Annotated in this window: 22 protein-coding genes; 18 read left to right on the top strand and 4 right to left on the bottom strand. The window is 63.8% G+C overall.

Annotated features, from left to right (window positions below; genetic code table 11):
* Positions 1-6 precede the first annotated feature (6 nt).
* The 4 genes from CLU91_RS23425 to CLU91_RS23440 all read left to right on the top strand — a co-directional run bounded on the left by CLU91_RS23425 (position 7) and on the right by CLU91_RS23440 (position 4,565).
* Positions 7-732 carry a WecB/TagA/CpsF family glycosyltransferase gene (locus CLU91_RS23425; RefSeq protein WP_100876036.1) on the top strand — a complete coding sequence of 242 codons (726 nt, stop codon included), beginning with the start codon at positions 7-9 and terminating at the stop codon, positions 730-732.
* 150 nt (positions 733-882) lie between these two features.
* The gene (locus CLU91_RS23430; protein WP_100876037.1) at positions 883-2,028 is read left to right on the top strand and encodes a sugar phosphate nucleotidyltransferase; all 1,146 of its coding nucleotides are present in this window, start codon (positions 883-885) and stop codon (positions 2,026-2,028) included.
* Between the two features lie 16 nt (positions 2,029-2,044).
* Positions 2,045-3,463: a mannose-1-phosphate guanylyltransferase/mannose-6-phosphate isomerase gene (locus CLU91_RS23435; RefSeq protein ID WP_100876038.1), complete on the top strand. Its 1,419-nt coding sequence runs from the start codon at positions 2,045-2,047 to the stop codon at positions 3,461-3,463.
* 76 nt (positions 3,464-3,539) lie between these two features.
* The gene (locus CLU91_RS23440) at positions 3,540-4,565 is read left to right on the top strand and encodes a TIGR03790 family protein (protein WP_332870901.1); all 1,026 of its coding nucleotides are present in this window, start codon (positions 3,540-3,542) and stop codon (positions 4,563-4,565) included.
* A 6-nt stretch (positions 4,566-4,571) separates the two neighbouring features.
* On the opposite strand, the gene CLU91_RS23445 is transcribed toward CLU91_RS23440, so the two are convergent.
* Positions 4,572-5,366 (bottom strand): PEP-CTERM sorting domain-containing protein, encoded by a 795-nt coding sequence (locus CLU91_RS23445; RefSeq protein ID WP_157814789.1) that lies wholly within the window; start codon positions 5,364-5,366, stop codon positions 4,572-4,574.
* A gap of 372 nt (positions 5,367-5,738) precedes the next feature.
* On the opposite strand from CLU91_RS23445, the gene CLU91_RS23450 reads away from it, so the two are divergent.
* Positions 5,739-8,762 carry an ExeM/NucH family extracellular endonuclease gene (locus tag CLU91_RS23450; RefSeq protein WP_100876040.1) on the top strand — a complete coding sequence of 1,008 codons (3,024 nt, stop codon included), beginning with the start codon at positions 5,739-5,741 and terminating at the stop codon, positions 8,760-8,762.
* A 10-nt stretch (positions 8,763-8,772) separates the two neighbouring features.
* Positions 8,773-9,411 carry an NF038129 family PEP-CTERM protein gene (locus tag CLU91_RS23455; protein WP_100876041.1) on the top strand — a complete coding sequence of 213 codons (639 nt, stop codon included), beginning with the start codon at positions 8,773-8,775 and terminating at the stop codon, positions 9,409-9,411.
* A 29-nt stretch (positions 9,412-9,440) separates the two neighbouring features.
* On the opposite strand, the gene CLU91_RS23460 is transcribed toward CLU91_RS23455, so the two are convergent.
* Complete coding sequence (locus tag CLU91_RS23460; protein ID WP_157814790.1) at positions 9,441-9,791, bottom strand: protease inhibitor I9 family protein; 351 nt, start codon at positions 9,789-9,791, stop codon at positions 9,441-9,443.
* Positions 9,792-10,067: 276 nt separating this feature from the next.
* Between CLU91_RS23460 and gspG the strand changes: the two genes are divergently transcribed.
* The 12 genes from gspG to CLU91_RS23520 all read left to right on the top strand — a co-directional run bounded on the left by gspG (position 10,068) and on the right by CLU91_RS23520 (position 20,328).
* Positions 10,068-10,511, top strand: coding sequence for a type II secretion system major pseudopilin GspG (gene gspG / locus CLU91_RS23465; protein WP_100876043.1), 444 nt, complete (start codon positions 10,068-10,070; stop codon positions 10,509-10,511).
* A 35-nt stretch (positions 10,512-10,546) separates the two neighbouring features.
* On the top strand, positions 10,547-11,752 hold the full coding sequence (locus CLU91_RS23470; RefSeq protein WP_100876044.1) for a type II secretion system F family protein: 1,206 nt from the start codon (positions 10,547-10,549) through the stop codon (positions 11,750-11,752).
* A complete protein-coding gene (locus tag CLU91_RS23475) occupies positions 11,749-13,443 on the top strand; it encodes a GspE/PulE family protein (protein ID WP_100876045.1) in 1,695 nt (564 codons plus the stop codon). Before CLU91_RS23470 ends, CLU91_RS23475 begins: the two co-directional genes overlap by 4 nt.
* Positions 13,436-14,260, top strand: a complete 825-nt coding sequence (locus CLU91_RS23480) for a hypothetical protein (protein WP_100876046.1) — start codon at positions 13,436-13,438, stop codon at positions 14,258-14,260. Before CLU91_RS23475 ends, CLU91_RS23480 begins: the two co-directional genes overlap by 8 nt.
* Entirely contained in the window at positions 14,257-14,805 is a 549-nt protein-coding gene (locus tag CLU91_RS23485; RefSeq protein ID WP_100876047.1) for a hypothetical protein, read from the top strand. Before CLU91_RS23480 ends, CLU91_RS23485 begins: the two co-directional genes overlap by 4 nt.
* Positions 14,802-15,374, top strand: a complete 573-nt coding sequence (locus CLU91_RS23490) for a hypothetical protein (RefSeq protein ID WP_100876048.1) — start codon at positions 14,802-14,804, stop codon at positions 15,372-15,374. Before CLU91_RS23485 ends, CLU91_RS23490 begins: the two co-directional genes overlap by 4 nt.
* Positions 15,371-15,901, top strand: coding sequence for a hypothetical protein (locus CLU91_RS23495; protein WP_100876049.1), 531 nt, complete (start codon positions 15,371-15,373; stop codon positions 15,899-15,901). Before CLU91_RS23490 ends, CLU91_RS23495 begins: the two co-directional genes overlap by 4 nt.
* Positions 15,901-17,892: a secretin N-terminal domain-containing protein gene (locus CLU91_RS23500; protein WP_100876050.1), complete on the top strand. Its 1,992-nt coding sequence runs from the start codon at positions 15,901-15,903 to the stop codon at positions 17,890-17,892. The genes CLU91_RS23495 and CLU91_RS23500 overlap by 1 nt, the downstream gene beginning before the upstream one ends.
* Complete coding sequence (locus CLU91_RS23505; protein WP_100876051.1) at positions 17,889-18,371, top strand: type II secretion system protein; 483 nt, start codon at positions 17,889-17,891, stop codon at positions 18,369-18,371. Before CLU91_RS23500 ends, CLU91_RS23505 begins: the two co-directional genes overlap by 4 nt.
* Before the next feature lie 3 nt (positions 18,372-18,374).
* Complete coding sequence (locus tag CLU91_RS23510; RefSeq protein WP_100876052.1) at positions 18,375-18,767, top strand: type II secretion system protein; 393 nt, start codon at positions 18,375-18,377, stop codon at positions 18,765-18,767.
* 5 nt (positions 18,768-18,772) lie between these two features.
* Positions 18,773-19,447 (top strand): type II secretion system protein, encoded by a 675-nt coding sequence (locus CLU91_RS23515; RefSeq protein WP_232730853.1) that lies wholly within the window; start codon positions 18,773-18,775, stop codon positions 19,445-19,447.
* Positions 19,448-19,845: 398 nt separating this feature from the next.
* Positions 19,846-20,328 carry an FxDxF family PEP-CTERM protein gene (locus tag CLU91_RS23520; protein ID WP_100876053.1) on the top strand — a complete coding sequence of 161 codons (483 nt, stop codon included), beginning with the start codon at positions 19,846-19,848 and terminating at the stop codon, positions 20,326-20,328.
* A 57-nt stretch (positions 20,329-20,385) separates the two neighbouring features.
* Here CLU91_RS23520 and CLU91_RS23525 read toward each other — a convergent pair whose 3' ends face one another.
* Both CLU91_RS23525 and murJ read right to left on the bottom strand, forming a co-directional pair.
* Complete coding sequence (locus tag CLU91_RS23525) at positions 20,386-21,354, bottom strand: IS1595 family transposase (protein ID WP_100876054.1); 969 nt, start codon at positions 21,352-21,354, stop codon at positions 20,386-20,388.
* Positions 21,355-21,514: 160 nt separating this feature from the next.
* Positions 21,515-23,062 carry a murein biosynthesis integral membrane protein MurJ gene (gene murJ / locus CLU91_RS23530; RefSeq protein WP_100876055.1) on the bottom strand — a complete coding sequence of 516 codons (1,548 nt, stop codon included), beginning with the start codon at positions 23,060-23,062 and terminating at the stop codon, positions 21,515-21,517.
* Positions 23,063-23,200 lie beyond the last annotated feature (138 nt).

A 23,200-nucleotide genomic window follows, 5' to 3' on the forward strand; every position in this document is an offset into this window, starting at 1 on the left:
AGCACCATGGAAGCACCAGAAACCATCAACATCAGCCGCTTTCCCGTGCTGAGCACGACGCGCGAGTGGCTGGCGCAGCATTTGCTGGGCGTCATCGCGCGCGGGGAAAAGACGGCGCTGTTTTTTGCCAATACCAACTTTATCGTGAAGAACCGCTTCGTGCTGGAAGCGGATCCCTCGCGCCGCTACCTCATCGTCAACGATGGTGTCGGCATGGATATCGCCGCCAGGCTGATGCAGGGGCGCCGTTTCGCCGCGAATCTGAATGGCACCGATTTCACGCCGTACTTGTTCGGGCAAAGCGCGCAGCCGCTGCGCGTGTTCATGCTGGGCGCGCAACCGGACATCCTGGCCAGGGCGGTGACGCATGTGCGCACGGTGCTGGGGCAGGACGTCGTCGGCAGTTGCGATGGCCATGCCGGCATCGGCAGTGCGCCCGATCTGGTGCGGCAAATCAATGCGACGCGCGCCCAGGTCGTGCTCGTGGCGATGGGCAACCCTATCCAGGAGCGCTGGATACTCGCCCATCAGGATGGCCTGGACGCCAACGTCCTGGTGGGCGTGGGCGCGCTGTTCGACTTCTGGTCCGGCGGCAAGCGGCGCGCGCCCGCTTTTGTGCAGCGCATCCACATGGAGTGGTTTTACCGTTTGCTGCAAGAGCCGCGCCGGCTGCTGCGACGCTATACCTGGGACATCCTGGTATTCCTGCGCGAATGCGTCAGGTACCGCTGACGCGGTTGCCATCAAAGATGGCAGTCTGGCATGTTGCAATGCGCAAAAAATAATATAAAAAAGGTAATAGTGTTGCCAAATTGGTGATATTCTACCGCTTCGGGCAGGCGCAAGCAGAGTTCGGCGTCCCCATAAACATTGGAGCGTGAAATGAAAGCAATGATTTTGGCCGCAGGAAAGGGGACGCGCGTGCGCCCGCTGACCTATGACTTACCCAAGCCCATGATCCCCATCCTGGGCAAGCCCGTGATGGCCTATCTGATCGAGCACCTGGCCAAGTATGGCGTGCGCGACATCATGGTCAATGTCAGTTACCTGCATGAAAAGATCGAAGAGTATTTCGGCGACGGCCACCAGTATGGCGTGCAGATCGGCTACTCGTTCGAAGGCTATATGACCGATGCCGGCGTGGTGGTGCCGCAGCCGATAGGCTCGGCCGGCGGCATGAAGAAGATCCAGGAATTCGGAGGCTTTTTTGACGATACCACCATCGTCCTGTGCGGTGATGCGGTGATCAACCTCGACATCCAGTCGGCCCTGTTCGAGCATCGCCGCAAGGGGGCGCTGGCCAGCGTGATCACGCGCGAAGTGCCGTGGGACAAGGTGTCGAGCTATGGCGTGGTGGTCAGCGACAAGGATGGCCGTATCAAGGCGTTCCAGGAAAAGCCCAGCCAGGAAACGGCCCTGTCGAACCATGTCAGCACCGGCATCTATATTTTCGAGCCTGCCGTGCTGGACTTGATACCGAAGGACACGGTCTTCGACATCGGCTCGGACTTGTTTCCCTTGCTGGCCGAAAAGGGCTTGCCTTTCTACGCCCAGTCGCGCACGTTCAGCTGGATCGATATCGGCAACATCAAGGATTACTGGGAAGTATCGCAAAGCGTCATGATGGGGGAAGTGGCCCACATGGACGTGCCTGGTGTACAGTTGGAAGAGGGCATCTGGGTGGGCTTGAATACGAGCATCGAGTGGGAAGGCACGCACATCGAAGGGCCCGTGTACATCGGCTCGGGCTGCAAGATCGAGGCGGGCGCCACCATCATCGGCCCCACCTGGATCGGTCACGGCAGCCATATCTGTTCCGGTGCGCGCGTGGTGCGCAGCGTGCTTTTTGAATATACGCGCGTGCTGCAGAACATTGCTCTTGAAGAAGTTATCGTCTTCAAGGAATACAGTGTCGACCGCAACGGAGACATGAAACACGTGTCCGAATGCCTGACCGATCAATGGTCGAACGCGCGCGACCGGCGCAGCAAGCGCCGCAGCCCCGTTGAACTTGCATTATTGAAATAAATAGAGGACGTCCACCATGAAGATTTATCCCGTCATCCTGTCCGGCGGCGCCGGCAGCCGCCTCTGGCCCCTGTCGCGCGCAGCGCTGCCCAAGCAGCTGTTGCCGCTGGTATCAGATAAAACCATGCTGCAGGAAACGGCGCTGCGCCTGGCTGGCTGGCCGGAGATGATGGCACCGCTGCTGATCTGTGGCGACGAGCACCGTTTCCTGGTAGCCGAGCAGATGCGCGATATCGCCATCGAACCGCTGGCCATCATGCTCGAATCGGTGGGCCGCAACACGGCGCCGGCCGTCGCCGCCGCCGCCTGGTATTTGCAAGCGCTCGACCCGCAAGCCATCATGCTGGTGTTGCCAGCCGATCACGTCATTGAAGACCGGGCGGTCTTTCATGCGGCCATCGACAAGGCGCTCCAGGCCGCCTCGCAAGGCGCGCTGGCCACCTTCGGCATCGTGCCGACGGCGCCGGAAACGGGTTATGGCTACATCCGTCGCGGTGCCGCCATCGCGGGCAGCGAAGCGTGCTACCAGATTGACCGTTTCGTGGAAAAACCCGATGCGCAGAGCGCGGCCGGTTTTGTTGCCAGCGGCGACTACTACTGGAACAGCGGCATGTTTCTCTTCAGCGCCGCCAGCTATTTGCAGGAATTGACGCAATTCCAGCCCGCCATGGCCGACGCCACCGAAGCGGCAGTGCGCCTGGCTTACCGCGACCTCGATTTCTGCCGCCTGAGCGAGAAGGAGTTCGCCGCCTGTCCCGCCGACTCCATCGATTATGCCGTGATGGAACACACGAGCCGCGCCGTGGTCGTGCCGGCCGATATCGGCTGGAGCGACGTGGGCTCCTGGTCCGCGCTGCGCGAGGTCTTGCCGCGCGATGCAGCCGGCAATGCCGTGCGCGGCGATGTGTACCTGGACGACGTGAGCAATTCGCTGGTGCGCGCCGAAAGCCGCATCGTGGCGCTGATCGGCGTGCAGGATGTGGTCGTGGTGGAAACTGCGGACGCCGTGCTGGTGGTGCACAAGGACCAGGTGCAGCGCGTCAAACAAGTGGTTTCCCACTTGCAAAGCACAGGCCGTACCGAGCATTTGCAGCACACCAAGGTGTATCGTCCATGGGGTTGCTACGAAGGCATCGACCTGGGCGACCGTTTCCAGGTCAAGCGCATTACGGTCAATCCAGGCGGCAAGCTGTCCCTGCAGATGCATCATCACCGCGCCGAACACTGGATCGTCGTCAGCGGCACGGCGCAGGTGACGTGCGGCGATGAAGTCAAGTTGCTGAGTGAAAACCAGTCGACCTACATTCCTATCGGCATGACGCATCGCCTGGAAAATCCCGGCCGCCTGCCGCTGCACCTGATCGAAGTGCAGTCCGGCAGCTACCTGGGCGAAGACGATATCGTGCGCTACGAAGATGTCTACAAACGCGTCTAAGCCCGCATGCAACGCCAGGGCGACGGTTCTGGCGTTCCGAGGTTTTCATCGACCAGCACAGGCCAGCCACTCCGCTTTGAAATACCTGCTCATCCCCTTGCTCGCCAGCGTCCTGCTGCCGGCCGACGCCCGCGCCCAGTTTGTCGCCCCCGCCATGTCGCCGGCGCTATCGGCCGGGCAGCTGGCGCTGGTGGTCAACGACGATGAGCCCAATAGCGTGGCCATCGCCGACTATTATCGGCAGGCGCGCAATATACCGGCTGCCAATATCGTTCACGTGCGCATCGCCAATCGTCCGCATAAGCTCAGCGCCGTCGAGTTCGCCACTCTGAAAAAGCAGATCGACAGCCAGCTCAGCCCTGAAATCCAGGCCGTGCTGATGGTCTGGACGGCGCCGTACGCCGTCGAATGCAATTCCATCACTTCCGCCTACACCCTGGGCGTCGATGCGGGACTGTGCGCGCGCAGCTGCGGCGCGAGCCAGCCCAGCCCCTATTTCAATGCCGCACACGGCCTGCCGTATGCGCAATACAAGATGCGCCTGAGCATGCTGTTGCCCACCGAATCGGTGGCGCAGGCGCGCGAGCTGATCGAGCGTGGCGTCAGCGCCGGTTTTCGCCTGCAGGAAGCGAATGCGTATTATTTGACGACCGGTGAAACGGCGCGCAACAGCCGTGCGCCGTTTTTTCCGCCGGCAGGACGTTTGCCGACAAAAAAACTGAACATCAAGCGCCTGCGCGCCGACGAGCTCGACGGCGCAACGGACATCATGGTCTACCAGACGGGCATGGCGCGCGTGGCCAAGCTCGACACGCTCAAGTTTGCACCGGGCGCGCTGGCCGATCATTTGACGTCGTATGGCGGCGACTTGTTGGGAACGGCGCAGATGAGCAGCTTGCGCTGGCTCGAGGCGGGCGCCACGGCCAGTTATGGTAGCGTTAGCGAACCGTGTAATTACTGGCAGAAGTTTCCGCAGCCGACGGTGCTGCTGCAGCGCTATCTGTCCGGTGATACGGCGATCGAGGCTTACTGGAAGAGCGTGGCCTGGCCGGCGCAGGGCATCTTCATCGGCGAACCGTTGAGTACGCCATACCGACGCTGACACATATTAGCGGCTGCGGCGGCGCAGCGCCAGGCTGACGAGGGCCAGTCCGGCCAGCAGCATGGCCCAGGTGGACGCTTCCGGGATGGCCGGGATATTCGGATCGGTCGGCGTCACTACCGGTGGCGTGACGATGGGCGGCGTCACGACGGGCGTCCCTGGCGTCTCGACGCCCGCGACGGGCGGATTGGTGCCAAACACGCCAGGGTCGCCGGAAGCGCCGCCAGTGGCGCCCGGGCTGACGAAGCTGGCAGCTGCCAGGCGTTCGGTGCCGCCAGCATTCGCCGCAGGCCAGCCGACCCAGCCAGCCGGCGCGAATGGCTGCAAGGTTGATGCTGCATTGAAACTATCCGTGCCCGTGCTGGTCAAGGCGCCAGGTATGGTGGCGAGCGGACGGCTGCTCACGCTGCTAAACTCCAGTGCATCCGATGGCAAGCGTTTGACGCCCGTCCTGGCGTCGTCGCTGGGCAGGCTGCGGTGGTAGGCGGCATCGTCACCGACGCTGCTGACCTCGCCTGGAGCGACGCCATCATTCTTGAATTCATCGTAATTGATATCGCCATTGGACAGGCTGCACGGGCTGCTCACGCCTTCCATGCTGACGCCGGATGCGCCCTGGCCCTGCGCTTTCGTGTTTCCATCTTGCATGGACTGCGAGCAATTTGGTTTTTTGCCAGGCGGCACGGCTTGCGGATTGACATAGTAACCAGCGTAGGTATTCGCCTGGGCCGGCAGCAGGGGCAGCAGCAGAGATCCTGCAAGCAACAGTGTGGAATATGAAGGGTAGTTATTTTTTCTCATGATCAATCTTTCCTATCTCTGCTGTTTGCCCGTTGCCGCGGCTGCTGTTTGCCGCCATCTGTTTACTTAGCGCAAACAGATGGTAGCATACTTGCACTCTACGCAATTTCTCATAGCTTATTTTTATTATCATTTCATACAGTTCTGCATACTTTTATGCAACAAAATATTGTGTGATAGGCCAGCTTGGCATTCCTGTACGTGCAAACTGCATGCATTCCCGTCAACTTTTGTCATCAAGCTGTCACGCTTGAATATTACTATGAATTAATAGTAAAAAGACTATTTGATTGATCAATGTTATTGCCTGAAATTCAACGCCGCCTGCTGGTATTGGCAGACCGGAACTTTAAATTTCCACCAGGAATTTTTATGAGAAATAGTTACACGCCGGCTCGCTCTGCATTGCCCGGACTGTCCCTGCGCGCCGCGCCGTGGCGCCTGACCCTGATGGCCGGCTTGCTGTCGTCGCTGGGCATGCCGGCACTGGCCGCTTCCGATATCGTCATCAGCCAGGTGTATGGCGGTGGCGGCAATACGGGTGCGCTGTACCGCAACGATTTCATTGAATTATTCAACCGTGGCGCCAGTCCCGTGAACTTGAGCAACTGGAGCGTGCAATACGGCGCCGCAGCTAATACGAGCTGGTCCGTGACGGCCTTGCCGGCTATCGATTTGCAACCTGGCCAGTATTTGCTGGTCCAGCAAGCCAAGGGCGCGGGCGGCACGCAAGACTTGCCCACGCCCGATGCCTCGGGCAGTCTGAGCATGTCGGGCACGACCGGCAAGGTGCTGTTAAGCAATAGCAAGACGGCCCAGGTGGGCGCCAGCCCCTCGGGCGCCGCCGTCATCGACCTGGTCGGCTTCGGCACGGCCAACGGTTTCGAGGGCAATCTGGCGCCCGCGCCGTCGAATACGCTGGCGATCCTGCGCGCCAACGGCGGCTGCAGCGATACGGACGACAACGGCGTGGACTTCGCCAGCGGCAGCGTGACGCCGCGCAACACGGCCTCGCCGCGCAATGCCTGCGGCGGCCCCGTGGTGCACCAGATCATTACCAACTGCCCCGCCAGCCTGGCCTTGGCCGAGGGCAATAGCGGCAACGCCGTGCTGCGCGCTGCCGATGTCGATGGCGTCGTGAATGCCGCCATCTTGAGTTCGCCCGCCGTGGCCGGCATCAGCCTGGCCAGTTTCAGCGCGGCCGGCGTGGCGGGCGAGAGCGCCAGCGTGAACTTGCTGGTGGCCGCCGGCGTGCCGGTGGGCAATTATCCCGTCATCGTGAATTTCAGCAACGACCAGCAGCAGACAGCCTCGTGCAAGGTGGACGTGGCCGTGCAGGGCCTGGCTGCCATCAGCCACACGATTGCGCAAATCCAGGGCAGCGGCGCGGCCAGCCCGTACGCCAATTCCGTGCAGACGACCGAGGGCGTGGTGACACTGAAAGTGGGGACCGGCTTCTTCCTCCAGGATGCGGCCGGCGATGGCGACCCGTCGACGTCGGACGGCATCTTCGTGTACACGGGCGCGACGGCCACCAGCGTGCGGCCGGGCGAACTGGTGCGCGTGACGGGCACGGTGTTTGAATACACGCCCACGGGCGCAAAGAATTCCTACACGGAATTGAAAGACGTGACGGCCATCCTGACGCAAAGCGCGGGCCACAGCATCGTGCCGACGAATGTGACCTTGCCCAACGACAACCTGGCGGCCGTGGAAGGCATGCTGGTGCGCTTCACGCAACCGTTGACCGTGTCGCAGAACGCCTACCTCGGCGCGCGCGGCGAATTGACCCTGTCGGCCGGACGGCGCGAAGTGCCGACCAACCGCTACCCGGCCGGCTCAAACGAAGCGCAAGCCTTGATCGCGGCCAATGCGCACAACCTGATCGTGCTCGATGATGGCATCTTCGTTGCACCGCCCACCATTCCTTACATCGGCCAGGATGGCACCGTGCGCAGCGGCGATACGGTGGCCGACTTGACGGGCGTGGTCGACTTTGGCGCCATCGGCGGTGGCGGCGCCGCGTACAAACTGCAGCCGACGCAAGCGCCGCAGTTTTCGCGCGACAACCCGCGTGCGGCCAGCCCGGAATTGCCTGTTGGTAACGTCAAGGTGGCCAGCGCCAATGTGCTCAATTTCTTCACGACCTTTACGAATGGCAGCAACGTGTTTGGCCAGACGGGGCAGGGCTGTACCGTGGGCACGTCGACAAGCAAGAGCAATTGCCGCGGTGCCGACAACCTGGCTGAGTTCGTGCGCCAGCGCGACAAGATCGTCGCCGAACTCCAAGCCATCGATGCCGACGTGGTGGGTTTGATGGAAATCCAGAACAATGGCGAGACGGCCGTCACCTACCTGGTCGAGCAACTGAATGCGGCCATCGGCGCCGTGAGCTATGCCGTGGTGCCGAAACCGGCCGCCACCGGCACGGATGCCATCCGCGTGGCGATGATTTACAAGCCGGCCAAGCTGGGCCTGGTGGGCGGCGCCTTGTCGGATGCCAATGCCATCAACAACCGTCCGCCGATGGCGCAAACCTTCCGTGCCGGCAATGGCGAGAAATTCTCGCTGATCGTCAATCACTTGAAATCGAAGGGCAGCTGCCCGTCGGGCGGGGTGGACGCGGACCAGAACGATAGCCAGAGTTGCTGGAACGCCACGCGCGTGCAGCAGGCGCAGCGGCTGGTGGGCAGTTTCGTGCCGCAAGTGGCGGCCGCTGCCGGCGATGCGGATGTGCTGGTCATCGGCGACCTCAATTCGTATGGCGCGGAAGACCCGATCCAGGTCATCACGGACGCCGGCTTCGTCAACGAACTTGAGCGTTTCGTGCGCCCGTCCGGCATGCCGTATTCGTATGTGTTTGGCGGCCAGAGCGGCTACCTCGACCATGCGCTGGCCAGCGCTTCGCTGAGCCCGCAAGTGGCCGGTGTGGCCGAATGGCATGTCAATGCCGACGAGCCGGAAGTGATCGACTACAACATCGATGCGGCCAAGCCGCAAGACTTGTACACCGCCTTGCCGTACCGCGCCTCGGATCACGACCCCGTCGTCGTCAGCCTGGACTTGCAGCCCGCCTACCGCGACATCACGGCCGCCGTGGCGCAAGCCAGCTCGGGCCTGGCGTTCAACCGCGCGACGCAGAAATACACGGGTACGTTCGCCTTCACCAATACGGGCACGAGCACGCTCAGCGGCCCATTCCAGGTGGTGTTTGGCGGCTTGCCGGCTGGCGTAAGCCTGGCCAACGCCACGGGCAGCCATGCGGGCGCCGCCTACGTCACCGTCAACGCGGCCAGCCTGCCGCCGGGCGCGACGGCTTCGTTTGCCGTCAGTTTTACCAATCCGTCGAAAGTGACGATCAATTACTCGGCCAGCATCTTCGCCGGCAACTTCTAAGGACATCACCATGTTTGCAACGACACTCAACCGTACCTTGCGCCACGCCGTGCTGGCCGCCTTGCTTGCCGGCAGCTCCAGCCTGGCGCTGGCGGCTCCGCTCAGTTACCACGTGGAAATCGACACCAGCGCCTTTTCCGGCGCCGGCTTCCTCGACTTTGCCTTCATCGCCGGCAACAGCCCCGCACCGGGCGCCAGTGCCGTGCTGAGCAATTTCTCGGGCGCGTTCGGCGCGCTGGCATCGCAGGAAGGCAATGTCAGCGGCAGCGTGCCAGGCACCTTGACCTTCGGCAATAGTGGGGCCTACAACGACTGGTTCCACAACGTGACCCTGGGCGGCAAGTTCGCATTCAACGTGGTCTTCGGCGGCGACTTCCTGAACACGGCCGGCAACGCGGGCACGACCTTTGGCGTGGGCTTGCTCGACTACACAGGCACCACTTACCTGGGCAATGCAAATGGTAACCTGGTGCAGTTCGAACTGACGCCGGTCAATGGCGGCTTGCCCGCCAGCATTGCCGGCAGCACCTATGCCAGCATCGCGTCGATCTCGGCCGTACCGGAAGCCTCGGAATGGATGATGCTGACGGGCGGCCTGGCGCTGATCGGCTTTGCCTTGCGCCGCCGCCAGCGTCTGCCAGCGGCGTAAGCACCGGCGCTGCCGGCCCGGGCCAGGCTTCAGCGCTGCGCATCGGGCACGCTGCGCGCACCGCTGTCATTGACATGCTCTTCGGTGCTGGGCGAGACGCGCGCGACGAGGGGGCTGGCGCGCAGGCGCTTGACCTCGGCTGGCGTGAGCAGGGCGGCAAAGCCGTTCAGCGTGGCCGTGTAGTGGTGTTGCACGCTGGCCTCGGGCACCAGCGCCAGCACGGCGCGCCGTTGCGCCTCGGCCTGCGTTGCCCGGGCTTCGCGCTGCGCCGCTGCCGGCAATTGCACGGGTAATTGCACAATATACGCCTGGCGCGCGGGGGCAGCCGATGGGCCCATGGCGCCAGCGAGAATGACCAGACCCAGATGGAATGCGGGCATGCGTGCTCCTTCGGTGCGCGGTGGCGGCATGCCACCCGTGCACGGATTGTACGCGTGCTGCGCGGCAGGCGGCGCGTGCGGCGCAACGTGGCGTCTTGCGCAAGCTCAAGCTTCTTTGCTGAAATTTTGTTATTTACAATACAAAGAAAAGATTGTCTTAACCATAAGCGGCATGGTAGCCTGATATGCATCAGGCAAGCGTGTCGCTCCTGTGTGCGGCCATCAGCTGCGCATGGGGGCGCAATGCATTGAAGGTTGGCATGAGGGAGTGAGCGGATGCAAGCAGCACACAGGCATAACTTGGCAACAACGCGCGCTGCGCGTGGTTTTACATTGCTCGAATTATTGGTCGTCATCGTGATCATCGGCTTGCTGGCGGCGTATGTCGGCCCCAAGTATTTTGCCCAGCTGGGCAAATCGGAAGTGACGGTGGCCAAGGCGCAGATCGAGGCGTTTGAAAAGTCGCTCGATACCTATCGCCTCGACGTGGGACGCTACCCGTCCACGGAAGAAGGCCTGGGCGCACTGCTGGTGGCGCCGCCGGCTGCCGGCACGCGCTGGAATGGACCGTACCTGAAAAAGGCCGTGCCGCTCGACCCCTGGGGCCATGCCTATCAATACCGCGCGCCCGGCAGCAAGGGCGAGTACGACATCGTCTCGATGGGCAAGGATGGCCAACCCGGTGGCAGCGGCGACAACGCCGACATCAGCGCGCAATAGCGTCAGCGCCACTCCTCCCTCACGGACACGCCATCATGCAGTTTGAAGTTCGCGCGCTCTCCACGGACCAGGCAGCGGTCACCTTGTCGACCTGCGTGATTGACGCACGCGACGCAGCCGACGCGCGCCGCCAGGCTGAGGCGCGCGGCCTGTTCGTCAGCGCCATCCGCCCCGTGCGGACCACGCCGTTCAGCGCGGCCGGACGCCAGCGCGCGCGCGCGCTGCCCCTGTTGCTGTTCAGCCAGGAATTGCTGGCGTTATTGAATGCGGGCCTGGGCATCGTCGAGGCGCTGGAAGCCTTGCTGGAAAAGGAAGCGGCGCCCGCCACGCGCAGCGTGCTCACGCGTCTGCTGGAAGGCTTGCGCGAAGGCAAGCGTTTTTCCGCCGTGCTGGCAGAGCAGGCCGAACTGTTTCCACCGCTCTACATTGGCATCGTCAAGGCGGCCGAAGGCACGAGCGACTTGCCGCGCGCGCTGTCGCGCTACATCGACTACCAGCAGCGCATCGACACGGTGCGCAGTAAAATCGTCAGCGCCGCCATCTATCCGGCCATCCTGCTGGCCGTGGGCGGCGGCGTCAGCGCCTTCCTGATCAGCTATGTGGTGCCGCGTTTCGCCGAGGTGTATCAGGGCGCCGGACGCAACCTGCCGTGGATGTCGCAAGTCATGCTCAGCTGGGGCCAGTTCGTCACCGAACACGGCGTGCTGCTGTTGCTCGGGCTGGCGCTGGCCGGCAGTGTGTTGCTGACCGCCGTGCGCCGCGTGCTGCGCCGTGGCGGCGTGGCGCGCCTGCTGGCGGCACTGCCCGGCATCGGCGAGCGCGTGCGCATCTATGAACTGTCGCGCCTGTACCTGACCCTGGGCATGCTGGCCGAAGGCGGCATCACCATCGTGCAGGCGATCGCCACCGTGCAAGCGATGGTCTCGCCGGGCATGCAGGCGTCGTTGCAGCAGGCGCGCGGCGCCATCGAGGCGGGCCAGCCCCTGTCGTCGGCCTTTGAGCAGCACCGACTGACGACGCCGATTTCCCTGCGCATGCTGCGCGTGGGCGAGCGCACGGGCGACATGGGCCCCATGCTGACGCAGTCGGCCGCCTTTTACGACGGCGAAATCAGCCGCTGGATCGACCGTTTTACACGCACCTTCGAACCCTTGCTGATGGCCGCCATCGGCCTGATAGTGGGCGCCATCGTGATCCTGCTGTACATGCCCATCTTTGACCTTGCCGGCGATATTGCATGAACCAGATTTCCTCCGTTCCTGTCGCCATCGATCCTGCGCTGCTGCAGCGCGCGCGCGCCCAGTGCCGGCAATCGAAGCGCAGCCTGGTCGAAGAATTGCAGGAGCTGAGCGGTATCGAGGCGCGCGCCGTGGTGCGCGCACTGGCGTGCCCGTTCGGCCTGGCCGTGCTGGAAACGGCCGACATGCTGGCATATGCTCCCGCCTTCGACCTGCTGCCGCTGTCGCAGGCATTGGCGCGCCACAGCGTGCTGCTGCGCGGCGCCGATGGCCAGCTGCTGGGCGTGATTGCCGACCCGTTCGACCTCGACCTGCAAACCTGGCTCGGCGCGCGCGCGGGACAGGGCGCCTTGCACGTGCGTCTGGCGCTGCAGGCCGACATCGGCGCCTACCTGTCGAAGCAGGAAGAATCGGCGCGCGCCGTCGACAACCTGCTGCCCGGTGCGGCCGCAGACACCCGGCGCGACGGCAAGACGGCCGCAGTGCTGTCATTCGCCAGCGTGTCGGAAGCGGCCAGTCCCGCCGTCAAGCTGGTCAACTCGACCTTGTACGACGCGCTCAAAGCTGGCGCCTCGGACATCCACCTGGAAAGCACGGCTGGCGGCCTGGCCGTCAAGTACAGGATCGACGGTGTGCTGGATCACGCCACGTCCGTCAACGGCATCGAAGTGGCCGAACACATCATCTCGCGCCTGAAGGTGCTGGCCGAACTCGATATCGCCGAGCGCCGCGTGCCGCAGGACGGCAGCTTCCGCGTCGAGGCGGGCGGGCGTGAAATCGACTTGCGCGTTTCCATCATGCCCAGCATCCATGGCGAGGACGCCGTCATCCGCATCCTCGACAAGCGCGCCATGATCGAGGCGTATGGCGCCCTGACCCTCGAAGCGCTGGGTTTTGACTCTCCATCGCTGGTCGCCTTGCGCGCGCTGGCGCAGGAAGCGTACGGCATGCTGCTCGTCACCGGTCCCACCGGGTCGGGCAAGACCACGACTTTATATGCGGCGCTGACGGAAATCCATAACGGGCGCGAAAAGATCATCACCATCGAAGACCCCGTCGAATACCAGCTGCCCGGCATTTTGCAGATACCCGTGAATGAAAAGAAGGGGCTGACCTTTGCCAGGGGCTTGCGCTCGATTTTGCGCCACGACCCCGATAAAATCATGGTGGGCGAAATCCGCGACCGCGAGACGGCGGAAATCGCCGTGCAGTCGGCCCTCACGGGCCATCTGGTGCTCACCACCGTGCATGCGAATAATGTGTTCGACGTGTTCGGCCGTTTTACCCACATGGGCATCGATCCGTATGCCTTCGTCTCGGCCCTGAACGGCATCTGGGCGCAGCGCCTGATCCGCACCAACTGCCCCCATTGCGCGGTCGATTACACGCCGGATGACGGTGAACTGGCCAGCGTGGGCCTGGCGCGCGCCGACGTGGCGCAATATCGATTCAAGCAGGGCAAGGGTTGCGGCGATTGCCGTGGCACTGGCTACAAGGGGCGCCGCTCGATCGCCGAAATCCTCGTGCTGACCGATGAAATCCGCGAACTGATCGTCGACAAAAAACCGATCCGTCAGATCAAGGCGGCCGCGTATGCGAACGGCACGCGCAGCCTGCGCCTGGCGGCGCTGGAACTGGTCAAGCGGGGCGCCACCACCATCACGGAAATCAAGAGGGTCACCTTGCATGCGTAGAGGTCTTGGACAAGGATTGCGCCTGGGCGTGGCGGTGGACAGCATGAGCCTGTGGCGCAGCAGCCGCTGGCGCGCCCCGGCGTGGACCTTGCTGGGCGAAGCGGCGTATGAGCCGCACGCCGGTCTGGGACTGCATGGCGACTTTGCCGCCCTGGGCCAGGCGCTGGAACAGATTCTGCCTGAGGGACAATACGCGCGCTGGCCTTTGTCCGTGGTGCTCGACGATGGGTTGGCGCGCCTGTGGCAAGTGGACATGCCGCACGGCGCCGCGCGCCTGGCCGACATCGAGGCGGCCGCCGCGCTGCGCTTTCAGTCGCTGTATGGCGATCCTCCCGGCCTGTGGCGCAGCAGCAGCGCGTGGGATGCGCGCGTACCGTTTTTCTGCGCCGTGCCGCGCGCGCTGCTGGCGCAGCTGACGCGCGTGGCCTTGGACCGCAAGCTGGCATTGATCTTTATCACGCCGCAATTCGCGCGCCACTGGAACCGCTGGCATGGTGCGTTGAAGCCGGGCGCCTGGTTTGGCCAGTTGCAGCAGAACGTACTGACCCTGGGCATGCGTCACGAGGGCCGCCTGCTCGCCGTGCGCGCGCTGCCCGTGCCCCCGGACGCCGGCGATGGCTGGCTGGTGCAGACCCTGGCGCGCGAGGCGCTGCTGCAAGGCGTGCCTGCACCGGCGCTGCTGCAGCTGTGCGGCGCGCCGCCGGCGAGCTGGCTGACGCCATCGAAAGAATTCATCTGCCAGGTTTTTTTCGCGCCGGACGGGGACAGCACCTTGTCGCCGGCGGCCCGGCTGGCGCGCAGCGGAGGACTGGCATGACGCGCCTCGATATCGATTTCGCGCCGCCCAACTGGCGCCGCAGCCTGCAGCGCGTGCCCGCCTGGGCATGGTGCGCGGGTGCGCTGGGCGTGGCGCTGACCATCGCGGCGGCGTACGGCGGCAGCGCCGCGCTGCAGCGCCAGCAGGCCAGCGAGGCGCAATGGCAGCGCGCGCAGCAGCGCGTCGCGCAAGCCATGCAGGGGCCGGCGCTTGCGCCGCAAATCGCCATCGCGCCCGCGCAGGCGGCAGCCGTGAATGCGGCCATCCTGCAATTGAACCTGCCGTGGCGCGATCTGCAGGATGCGCTGGCCAGCGCCACGCCGCCGACCATCGCGCTGCTGGCGCTGGAGCCGGATGCGCGCAAGCGGATATTGAAGATCACGGCCGAAACCACCAGTAGCGACGCCATGGTGGCGTATGTGTCGCAATTGAAGCGGCAGGAGCTGTTCGGCACGCGCGTGCTGCTGCTGCGCCATGAAATCAATGCGCTCGATCCGAACAAGCCGTTGCGCTTCCAGCTCGAAGCGCGCTGGGGTGCGCCATGATGGCCATCGACCTCGCGATGCTGCGCCTGCGCGCGCAACTGCTGCTGCGCCGCCTGGGCGCTCCCGCCTGCCTGGCCGCGGCCTTGCTTGCGCTGGGCGTGGCCGCCTGGGTCTGGGCCTGGCAGCAGCGCGCCGTGGCGGCGCAACTGGAAGCGCGAACCATGCCCGTGCCAGCGCTGGCCGTGCTGGCCGCGGCGCCGCCGGCGACAGCCAGCGACAACCTGGCGCGCTTTTATGCCGTCCTGGGACAGCAGCGCCACGCGGAGCAGCAGGTCAAGCAGCTGTTCGACCTGGCCGCGAAAAACGGCTTGCTGCTGGCGCAGGGCGAATACAAGAGCGGCTACGACAAGGCCAGCCGCGTCGCCACCTGGCAGGTGACCTTGCCGCTGAAGGGCAGTTATGCGGCCGTGTGGCAGTTTGCGCTGCAGGCGTTGCGCGCCATGCCGTTCGCCTCGCTCGACGAACTGAGTTTTCGCCGCGAGCAGATCGCCGATACGGAACTTGAAGCGCGCTTGCGCCTGACGTTTTATCTGAACGATGCGCCAGGCGACGCGGGAGATGTGCCGTGACCCCGCGCCACTATCTGCTGCTGGCCGGCGTGCTGGGCGCGGGCGCCTTGCTGCTGTTTGGCGAGCGCCAGCCCGTGGCCGAGGTGGCAGAAGCCGTGGAGCGGGCCGTCGCGCCCGCGCGCCAGCGCGCTGCCAGGCCGCCAGTCGCGCAGCCGGCCATCCTGGCGCTGCTGCCGCGCAGCGAAGTGGCGGGCGAGGAGGGCGAGACCTTTGGCGGCGCCGATGGCGCTGCCGCTGTCTTCCAGAGCCAGAACTGGACTCCGCCGCCGCCAAAAATGGTGGTGACGGCCGCGCCGCCGCCACCACCGCCGATGGCGCCGCCGCTGCCCTACGTCTACCTGGGCAAGGTGGCCGCCGACGGCGCCTGGGAAGTGTTTTTGTCGCGCGCCGACAAGACGTATATCGTGCGCGCCCATACCGTCATCGATGGCGCCTACAAGGTCGTGACGATCGCGCCGCCCGTCATGACGCTCACCTATCTGCCGTTGAACCAGGTTCAGCAGCTCAACATTGGAGTTTCCGAGTGATGCCTCGTTCCTTTTCATCGGCACTGCTGCCAGTACTGCTGGTGCTGTTGTCCGGCTGCGCCGGGCAGCAGGCTTACCGCGACGGGCGCGAGCTGCTGGCGCAGAATCACATCCCGGCCGGGCTGCAAAAGCTGCAGGAAGCGCTGCAGCAAGACCCCGGCAACGCGCAATACCGCAGCGCGTACCTGCAGGCGCGCGAACGCGCCACCAGCACCGGCCTGCAGCAGGCCGAGCGCCAGGCGCAAACGGGGCAGGGCGAGCTGGCGCGCGCCTCCTTCATGAGCGTGCTCGACATCGATGCGCAGAACGAGCGCGCCAACAGCGGCTTGCGCGCGCTCGAACGCGCGCAGCGCCAGGGCAAGCTGCTGGCCGAGGCGCAGAAGGATATCGAGGCCAAGCGCTACGACCCCGCGCGCCAGCGCCTGAACGCCATCCTGACGGAGCAGCCGAACCACGCGGGCGCGCGCGCGCTGCTGCGCGAAGTCGATGAAAAGACGGCGCCGCCCATCGTCGAATCGGGCCTGGCCAAATCGTACAAGCAGCCGATCACCATCGAGTTCCGCGACGCGCCATTAAAACAGGTGTTCGAACTGATTGCGCGCCGCTCGGGCCTCAATTTCGTCTTCGACAAGGACGTCAAGGCCGACGCGAAAACCTCGATCTTCCTGAAGAACAGCACGGTGGAATCGGCCATCTACTTCCTGCTGGTGACGAACCAGCTGGAGCAGCAGGTGATGGATGCGAACACCATCCTGATTTACCCGAACGTGGCGGCCAAGCTGAAGGAATACCAGGAAGTGCTGGTGAAGACCTTCTTCCTGGCGAACGCGGACGCCAGGCAGGTGGCCAATACGCTCAAGACCATTTTGAAGACGCGCGACGTGGTGGCCGATGAAAAGCTCAACCTCGTCATCGTGCGCGACACGCCTGAGGCGATCCGCCTGGCCGAGCGCCTGATTGCGCTGCAGGACGTGCCCGAGGCGGAAGTGGTGCTGGAGCTGGAAATCCTCGAAGTCAAGCGCAGCCGCCTGATGGAACTGGGCGTGGCCTGGCCAGCGGGCCTGACCCTGACGCCGCTCTCCACCTCGGGCGGGATGGGCCTGACGATCAGTGACTTGAACAGGCTGAACCAGCGCAGCATCGGCGTGAGCGACCTGTCCGTGACGGCAAACGCCAACAAGACGGATGGTGATGCGAACATCCTGGCCAACCCGCGCATCCGCGTGCGCAACCGGGAAAAGGCGAAGTTCGTCATCGGCGACAGGGTGCCCGTGGTGACCACCACCATTTCGCCGGGCACGGGCGGCTTCGCGTCCGAGTCGGTCAGCTACCTGGAGGTGGGCCTGACGGTGAACGCCGAGCCGACCATCTATCTGAACAATGAAGTGGGCATCCGCATCTCGCTCGAAGTGAGCAACCTGGGGGCGGCCACCACCACCCGCAGCGGCTCGACCCTGTACCAGATCGGCACGCGCCAGGCGTCGACCATGCTGCAATTGAAGGATGGCGAAAACCAGGTGCTGGCGGGCCTGATCAACAATGAGGAGCGCAGTTCGGGCAACAAGGTGCCGGGCCTGGGCGATATTCCCGTGCTGGGGCGGCTGTTCGGCAGCAGCAAGGATGACAGCCAGAAGACGGAAATCGTGCTGTCGATTACGCCGCGCCTGGTGCGCACGGTGCAGCGTCCGGAAGCGCAGGAGTCGGAATTCTCGGCCGGCACCGAGGGCAGTTTCCGCCGCCGGCCAGACATGGCGGCCAAGGCGTCCACGCAGATGCCGGGCACGGTAATCGTGCGTTCCGGCCCTTCCGCCGTCGGCATGCAGGCGCCGCCGCCGCAGCCGACCTTGCCATACAGCGTGCCCGCGCCGGAAGTGGCGCCGTCGCCCGAGCCGGCCGCGTCGCCTTTGCCGATATCGTCCGGCCAGCCCGTGCCGTTGCAGGCGGCGCCCTTGCCGTTCTCGTCGAGCCAGCCGGTGCCGGTCGCCAAATGAGACTGGCGCGCGCGCACGGCGGTTTTACGCTGATCGAACTGCTGGTGACCTTGGCCATCCTGGGCGTGCTGGCCACGCTGGTGGTGCCCGTTACGCAGGTGGCCATGCAGCGGCGCCAGGAGCAAGAACTGCGGCGCGCGCTGCGCGAGATCCGCCAGGGACTCGATGCCTACAAACGCGCCGGCGACGAAGGCCGCGTGGCGCGCGCGCCAGACGCCAGCGGCTACCCGAAAAGCCTGGAAGTGCTGGTCGAGGGCGTGCCGGACCAGCGCAACCCGAAGCGCAGCAAACTGTTTTTCCTGCGCCGCGTGCCGCGCGACCCGTTCAATGCCGATGCCAGCCTCAGCGATGCGCAGACGTGGGGCAAGCGCAGCTACGCCAGCGAGGCGAGCGAGCCGCGCGAAGGCGACGATGTCTACGATGTGTATTGCACGTCCAGCAAGACTGGCCTGAACAATGTGCCTTACCGCGTATGGTGAACCATGGCTACCGATAACCATGCTGCGCGCGCGCGCGGCTTTACCCTGATCGAATTGCTGGTGGTGCTCGGCATCGTGGCGCTGCTGCTGACCTTGGCCGTGCCGCGCTATTTTCCCAGCCTGGACAAGGCCAGGGAAACCGTGCTGGCGGACAACTTGCGCAATCTGCGCATCACCATCGACCAGTACCATGGTGATACGGGCCGCTATCCCGATACCCTGGAGCAACTGGTGGACAAGAAATACCTGCGCGCCATGCCCATCGACCCCATCACGGAGAGCGAATCGACATGGCTGATCGTGGCGCCGCCCGACGATACGCCGGGCCAGGTGTATGACGTCAAGAGCGGCGCGCCTGGCAAGGACCGCAACGGCACGCCGTTTGCCGACTGGTAGCTGCGATGCATGCTCGTGCGTACCGCCAGCGCGGCTTCACCTACCTTGGGCTGATCATCCTGGTGGCCATCCTGGGCCTGGTGGGCGCGGCCGGCCTGAAGATGGGTTCCCTGCTGCAGCGCCAGGCGGCCGAGCAGGAGCTGCTCGACATCGGCGCGCAGTTTTCCGATGCCCTGCGCAGTTATGCTGCCGCCACGCCGCCGGGACAGCCGCAGCAGCCGCTGACGCTTTCCGCCTTGCTGCGCGACCCCCGCGTGCCGCAGCTGCGCCGCCATCTGCGCAAGCTGTATGTCGACCCCATCACGGGGCGTGCCGAGTGGGGCTTGCTGTACCAGCCCGGCAGCAATGGCATCATCGGCGTGCATAGCCTGTCGCCGGCTGCAGCGTTGAAAGTGGGGAACTTTGAGGCCCGGTTTGCCGGTTTCGACGGCAAGGCGCGGCTGTCGGAATGGCATTTCATGGTCGACGCACAAGCGCCCCAGCCGGCGGCGCAGGCTGGGGAAGCGGGCCTGGCAAATGCATCGGCCGCACTATCGCCAGGCGGTGCCGCCGCACCGCCGCCATCATTGTTTTCCAACTATATTTCTGCGCAGCAAGAAGACGCGCCGCCAGAAGCGCCCCAGCTTCTGGCTCCGGCCGAGCTGCCAGCCGACGACGCCGCAGCGCCAGTGCCCCGATAGCGGGCAGCTGGTAGCGGAACGATGCGTGCGGAACTATTTACCTATGGAAAGTGCTCGATGCAGGCAAATAGTTCAGTCCGTAAATGGTTATCTCGGATGAAACTTAGATAAAATATTTACAAGTAATTAGATGCATTTATGCTACCATTCTGTTCAGTACTTCAAGTAATCATCAGGAAAATATTGTGAATTTATGACGAACAGAACCGGATGCTATGCAAGGCGCCCGCTGCGACGCAGTGCGAGCACTGCTAGCAGCGGGCAAGCCTCGTCGGCCACCTTGCAGAGCGCCGGTTATGGAAGTCAGAAATCACAATAATTTATTGGGGGTTACTTAGTACTAAAACTCTTGGTGGCCTGCGCATCGCAGCCATAAATTACTTTTTAAGGGATAAACTATGAAATTGAAATTTATCGTTGCCGGCATTCTGGCCGCGGCGTCGTTCAGTGCTTCTGCAGGTGATCAATCCATTAATGTTAATGCTAATGGCCACGCGCATGCCTTCAACGCTGTCGTCGACGATGGCATCCTGTCCGGCGGCCTCGATGAAATCCTCCTCACCGGCTTGGGCGCTGGCAAGTACAACATCGGCTTGACGATTAGCGGCCAGAACCTTTCGTTTGATGCGCTGACATCGAACTTGAACGGCAAGCTGGGTGAATCATTATCGACTGGCAGCCTGCGCTTCTTTGGCGTGGAATATACCGGTGTCGGTCCGTTCAAGTTGCAACTGTTCGGTGAATCCTTGGCTGGCGCCAATTACACGGGGACGTACACCGTCAGCGCCGTGCCTGAGCCAGCAACCTATGGCATGCTGCTGGGCGGCCTGGGCCTGTTGGGCTTCATGGCGCGTCGCCGTGCCGCAAAAAAGGCAGCCTGATCTCGCTGCCTTGCCGTATCGCTAAACCCGCCCGCATCCCGGCGGGTTTTTTTTTGGCTATGTCACCGTCAGATGTGGGAATGTCCCCAAAGTGGCTCTGAGCAAGCTTTCGGGGGACAATATTCTCCGTGCGTCGAGTATCCAGCGCCAGCCCAGGTAGTTCGGCAGGTAGCGCGTGGCCACGCCATGAAACGCACGCAGCCAGCCGCGCAACCTGCTGTGATACGCATTGACGTTCTGCACATGCACCGTGCCGCGCACGCGAACGCCGGCCCGCAAGTTAACGGCCGCATGCCCGATGCCGATCTCCCTGGCAAACACGGGATAGGCCGGATGGCCATCGCTCACCAACAAGATGTCACGGTCGATCACCGCTGGCAGGCAGGCGTGCAGTTTGGCCTTGCTCAGCTGGCCCATGCCGGCAATGAAGTCGACGGTTTGGCCGGTGCGGTCGCGCGCCACCAGCACGCACACCTGCTCATTGGAAATGCCACGCTGGCTGGCGCGGCCTCCGCGCTTGCGCGCCGGACGCGTCATGTGTTTTGAACCTTTCTGCGACTCCAGCACATACATCTCGTCGGCTTCGGTAATGCCATGCAGGCAGCGCGGCCGGTCGGTCTTGGCCAGCGCGAGGAAACGGTGGCGCCAGCGAAAGCTGGTGTTGCGATGGATATGCACCTTGCTGGCCGCCTTGCGTACCGAAAGCGAGTTGAGCAGGCAATCGGCATAGGCCAGCCAGCGTTCCTTGTGGTGCAGATGCGCCAGCGGCGTGCCGCTCAAGGCGTTGAAGGTTTTGCGGCAAGGCACGCAGCGATAGCGCTGCAGACCGTGGGCCTGGCCGTGACGGTGGAAATGTGTCGATCGGCAACTGGGACAATGCAGTTGCGCCAGCGCTGTTTGCTCGATCAGGACGACGGCCGCAGCCTGTGGCGCGCTGGTGCGCAATAATTCGCTGCTGGCAAGACGCTGGCGGTGCGACAGTTGCGGGAATTGGCTGGCGAAGGTCTGCCACTGGGTGGCGTCCATGATCGGCTCCTTGAAAGGAAATACCTGATCCAGTTAGACCTCAGCAACTGTGGCGCGTTCCCACCGCTTTCGGTGACAGCGCCTTTTTTTTTCGCCCCGCCACATGGTGCGGGGCGTCCTGCCGACGGCAAGGCGCCGGCAGCGGGGCCTGCGCCGCGCGTCAGGCGTTGCGCTTGAAGTCGCGGAAGCGGAAGCCAACTAAAAATAGGGTGGCAAAGTACGCCACGCCACACAGGCTCACCACCAGGGCCAGCGCGCCGGCCCGCAGCAGCGGATGGGCTTGCATAGCGATCCAGTCGATGCGCATGGCGCCAGCATACGCCACGCCGCCCATCACGATGAGTGCCGGCAGCAGGCGCAGGAAGAACTTGGCCCAGCCCGGTTTCGGCTGGTAGATGCCGCGCTTGCGCAAGCCCCAGTACAGAAAGCTGGCGTTCAGGCAGGCGCCCAGGCCGATCGACAGGGCCAGGCCGGCCACGGCGATGTAGGGCACGAACAGCAGATTCATCAATTGCGTGGCGATCAGCACGCCGATGGCGATTTTCACGGGCGTGCGGATGTCCTGGCGCGCATAGAACGCGGGCGCCAGGGTTTTCACGAGGATGATGCCGATCAGGCCCAGGCTGTAGGCCACCAGCGGCTGCGTCGACATGGCCACCGATTCGGCCGTGAATTTGCCGTAGTGAAATAATGTCGCGATCAGCGGCGTGGCCAGGGTCGCCATGCCGACGGCGGCGGGCAGGGCCAGCAGGAAAGTCAGGCGCAAGCCCCAGTCCAGCAGGGCCGAGTATTCCGTCTTGTCGCCATCCACGTTGGCCTTCGACAGGCTGGGTAGCAAGATGGTACCCAGGGCCACGCCCAGCATCGCGGTCGGAAATTCCATCAGGCGGTCCGCATACGACAGCCAGGAAATGCTGCCCTCCGTCAGGCGCGAGGCGATGCTGGTGTTGATCATCAGGCTGATCTGGGCTGCCGAGACGGCGAACACGGCCGGCCCCATCTTTTTCAGCACGCGGCGCACGCCGCCGTCGGACAGGCCGATGGCGGGATTGAGCGACAGGCGCGGCAGCATGCCGATCTTGATCAGCGCGGGTATCTGGATGGCCACCTGCAGCAGGCCGCCAGCGAACACGGCAATGGCCATGGCGTAGATCGGCTGTTTCAGGTGCGGCGCGAGAAATAGCGAGGCGGCGATGAACGACAGGTTCAGCAGCACCGGCGTGAAGGCGGGAATCTTGAATTCGCGCCAGGTATTCAGAATGCCGCCCGCCAGGGCCACGAAGGACATGCAAGTAATATAAGGGAACATCAGCCGCGTCATCCACACGGCCGCGTCAAAGGCGCCCGCGTCCTTGGTCAGGCCCGTGGCGATCGCATACACGAACCACGGCGCGCCGACGATGCCGATGGCGGACACGAGCAACGTGGCCCAGACCAGGGTGGTGGCGACATGGTCGGCCAGTTGCTTGCTCGCTTCCTGGCCATGCTGGTTCTTGTATTCAGACAAGATCGGCACGAAGGCTTGCGAGAACGCGCCCTCGGCAAACAAGCGGCGCAACAGGTTGGGGATGCGGAAGGCAACAATGAAGGCGTCCGTGTAGGCGCCGGCGCCAAAGGCGCGCGCGAACAGGCTTTCGCGCAATAATCCGGTTACACGGGACAGCATGGTCATGCTGGAGATGGCGGCGAGGGTTTTAAGCAAGTTCATGGGGGCAGATTATAGCCGGGCGCGCTCCCGTTAAACGCTTAAAATATGGTAACAATTGCTGCCGATTTGCCGCCGATTCACCCTTGCCAGGCCCATTTTCAGGTGTTTTTGTTGTCACACACGGTTTTTTGATTTGCC

The organism is Janthinobacterium sp. 64 (assembly GCF_002813325.1).
Taxonomy (GTDB): domain Bacteria; phylum Pseudomonadota; class Gammaproteobacteria; order Burkholderiales; family Burkholderiaceae_D; genus Janthinobacterium.

Excerpts from the sequence above, each read along its gene's own strand:
- CLU91_RS23510 (WP_100876052.1), top strand. The coding sequence starts at position 18,375 with ATGGCTACCGATAACCATGCTGCGCGCGCGCGCGGCTTTACCCTGATC.
- CLU91_RS23470 (WP_100876044.1), top strand. The coding sequence starts at position 10,547 with ATGCAGTTTGAAGTTCGCGCGCTCTCCACGGACCAGGCAGCGGTCACC.
- CLU91_RS23435 (WP_100876038.1), top strand. The coding sequence starts at position 2,045 with ATGAAGATTTATCCCGTCATCCTGTCCGGCGGCGCCGGCAGCCGCCTC.
- CLU91_RS23515 (WP_232730853.1), top strand. The coding sequence starts at position 18,773 with ATGCATGCTCGTGCGTACCGCCAGCGCGGCTTCACCTACCTTGGGCTG.
- CLU91_RS23475 (WP_100876045.1), top strand. The coding sequence starts at position 11,749 with ATGAACCAGATTTCCTCCGTTCCTGTCGCCATCGATCCTGCGCTGCTG.
- CLU91_RS23520 (WP_100876053.1), top strand. The coding sequence starts at position 19,846 with ATGAAATTGAAATTTATCGTTGCCGGCATTCTGGCCGCGGCGTCGTTC.
- CLU91_RS23500 (WP_100876050.1), top strand. The coding sequence starts at position 15,901 with ATGCCTCGTTCCTTTTCATCGGCACTGCTGCCAGTACTGCTGGTGCTG.
- CLU91_RS23450 (WP_100876040.1), top strand. The coding sequence starts at position 5,739 with ATGAGAAATAGTTACACGCCGGCTCGCTCTGCATTGCCCGGACTGTCC.
- CLU91_RS23480 (WP_100876046.1), top strand. The coding sequence starts at position 13,436 with ATGCGTAGAGGTCTTGGACAAGGATTGCGCCTGGGCGTGGCGGTGGAC.
- CLU91_RS23445 (WP_157814789.1), bottom strand. The coding sequence starts at position 5,366 with ATGAGAAAAAATAACTACCCTTCATATTCCACACTGTTGCTTGCAGGA.
- CLU91_RS23460 (WP_157814790.1), bottom strand. The coding sequence starts at position 9,791 with ATGCCCGCATTCCATCTGGGTCTGGTCATTCTCGCTGGCGCCATGGGC.
- CLU91_RS23425 (WP_100876036.1), top strand. The coding sequence starts at position 7 with ATGGAAGCACCAGAAACCATCAACATCAGCCGCTTTCCCGTGCTGAGC.
- CLU91_RS23455 (WP_100876041.1), top strand. The coding sequence starts at position 8,773 with ATGTTTGCAACGACACTCAACCGTACCTTGCGCCACGCCGTGCTGGCC.
- CLU91_RS23490 (WP_100876048.1), top strand. The coding sequence starts at position 14,802 with ATGATGGCCATCGACCTCGCGATGCTGCGCCTGCGCGCGCAACTGCTG.
- CLU91_RS23485 (WP_100876047.1), top strand. The coding sequence starts at position 14,257 with ATGACGCGCCTCGATATCGATTTCGCGCCGCCCAACTGGCGCCGCAGC.
- gspG (WP_100876043.1), top strand. The coding sequence starts at position 10,068 with ATGCAAGCAGCACACAGGCATAACTTGGCAACAACGCGCGCTGCGCGT.
- CLU91_RS23430 (WP_100876037.1), top strand. The coding sequence starts at position 883 with ATGAAAGCAATGATTTTGGCCGCAGGAAAGGGGACGCGCGTGCGCCCG.
- CLU91_RS23505 (WP_100876051.1), top strand. The coding sequence starts at position 17,889 with ATGAGACTGGCGCGCGCGCACGGCGGTTTTACGCTGATCGAACTGCTG.
- murJ (WP_100876055.1), bottom strand. The coding sequence starts at position 23,062 with ATGAACTTGCTTAAAACCCTCGCCGCCATCTCCAGCATGACCATGCTG.
- CLU91_RS23525 (WP_100876054.1), bottom strand. The coding sequence starts at position 21,354 with ATGGACGCCACCCAGTGGCAGACCTTCGCCAGCCAATTCCCGCAACTG.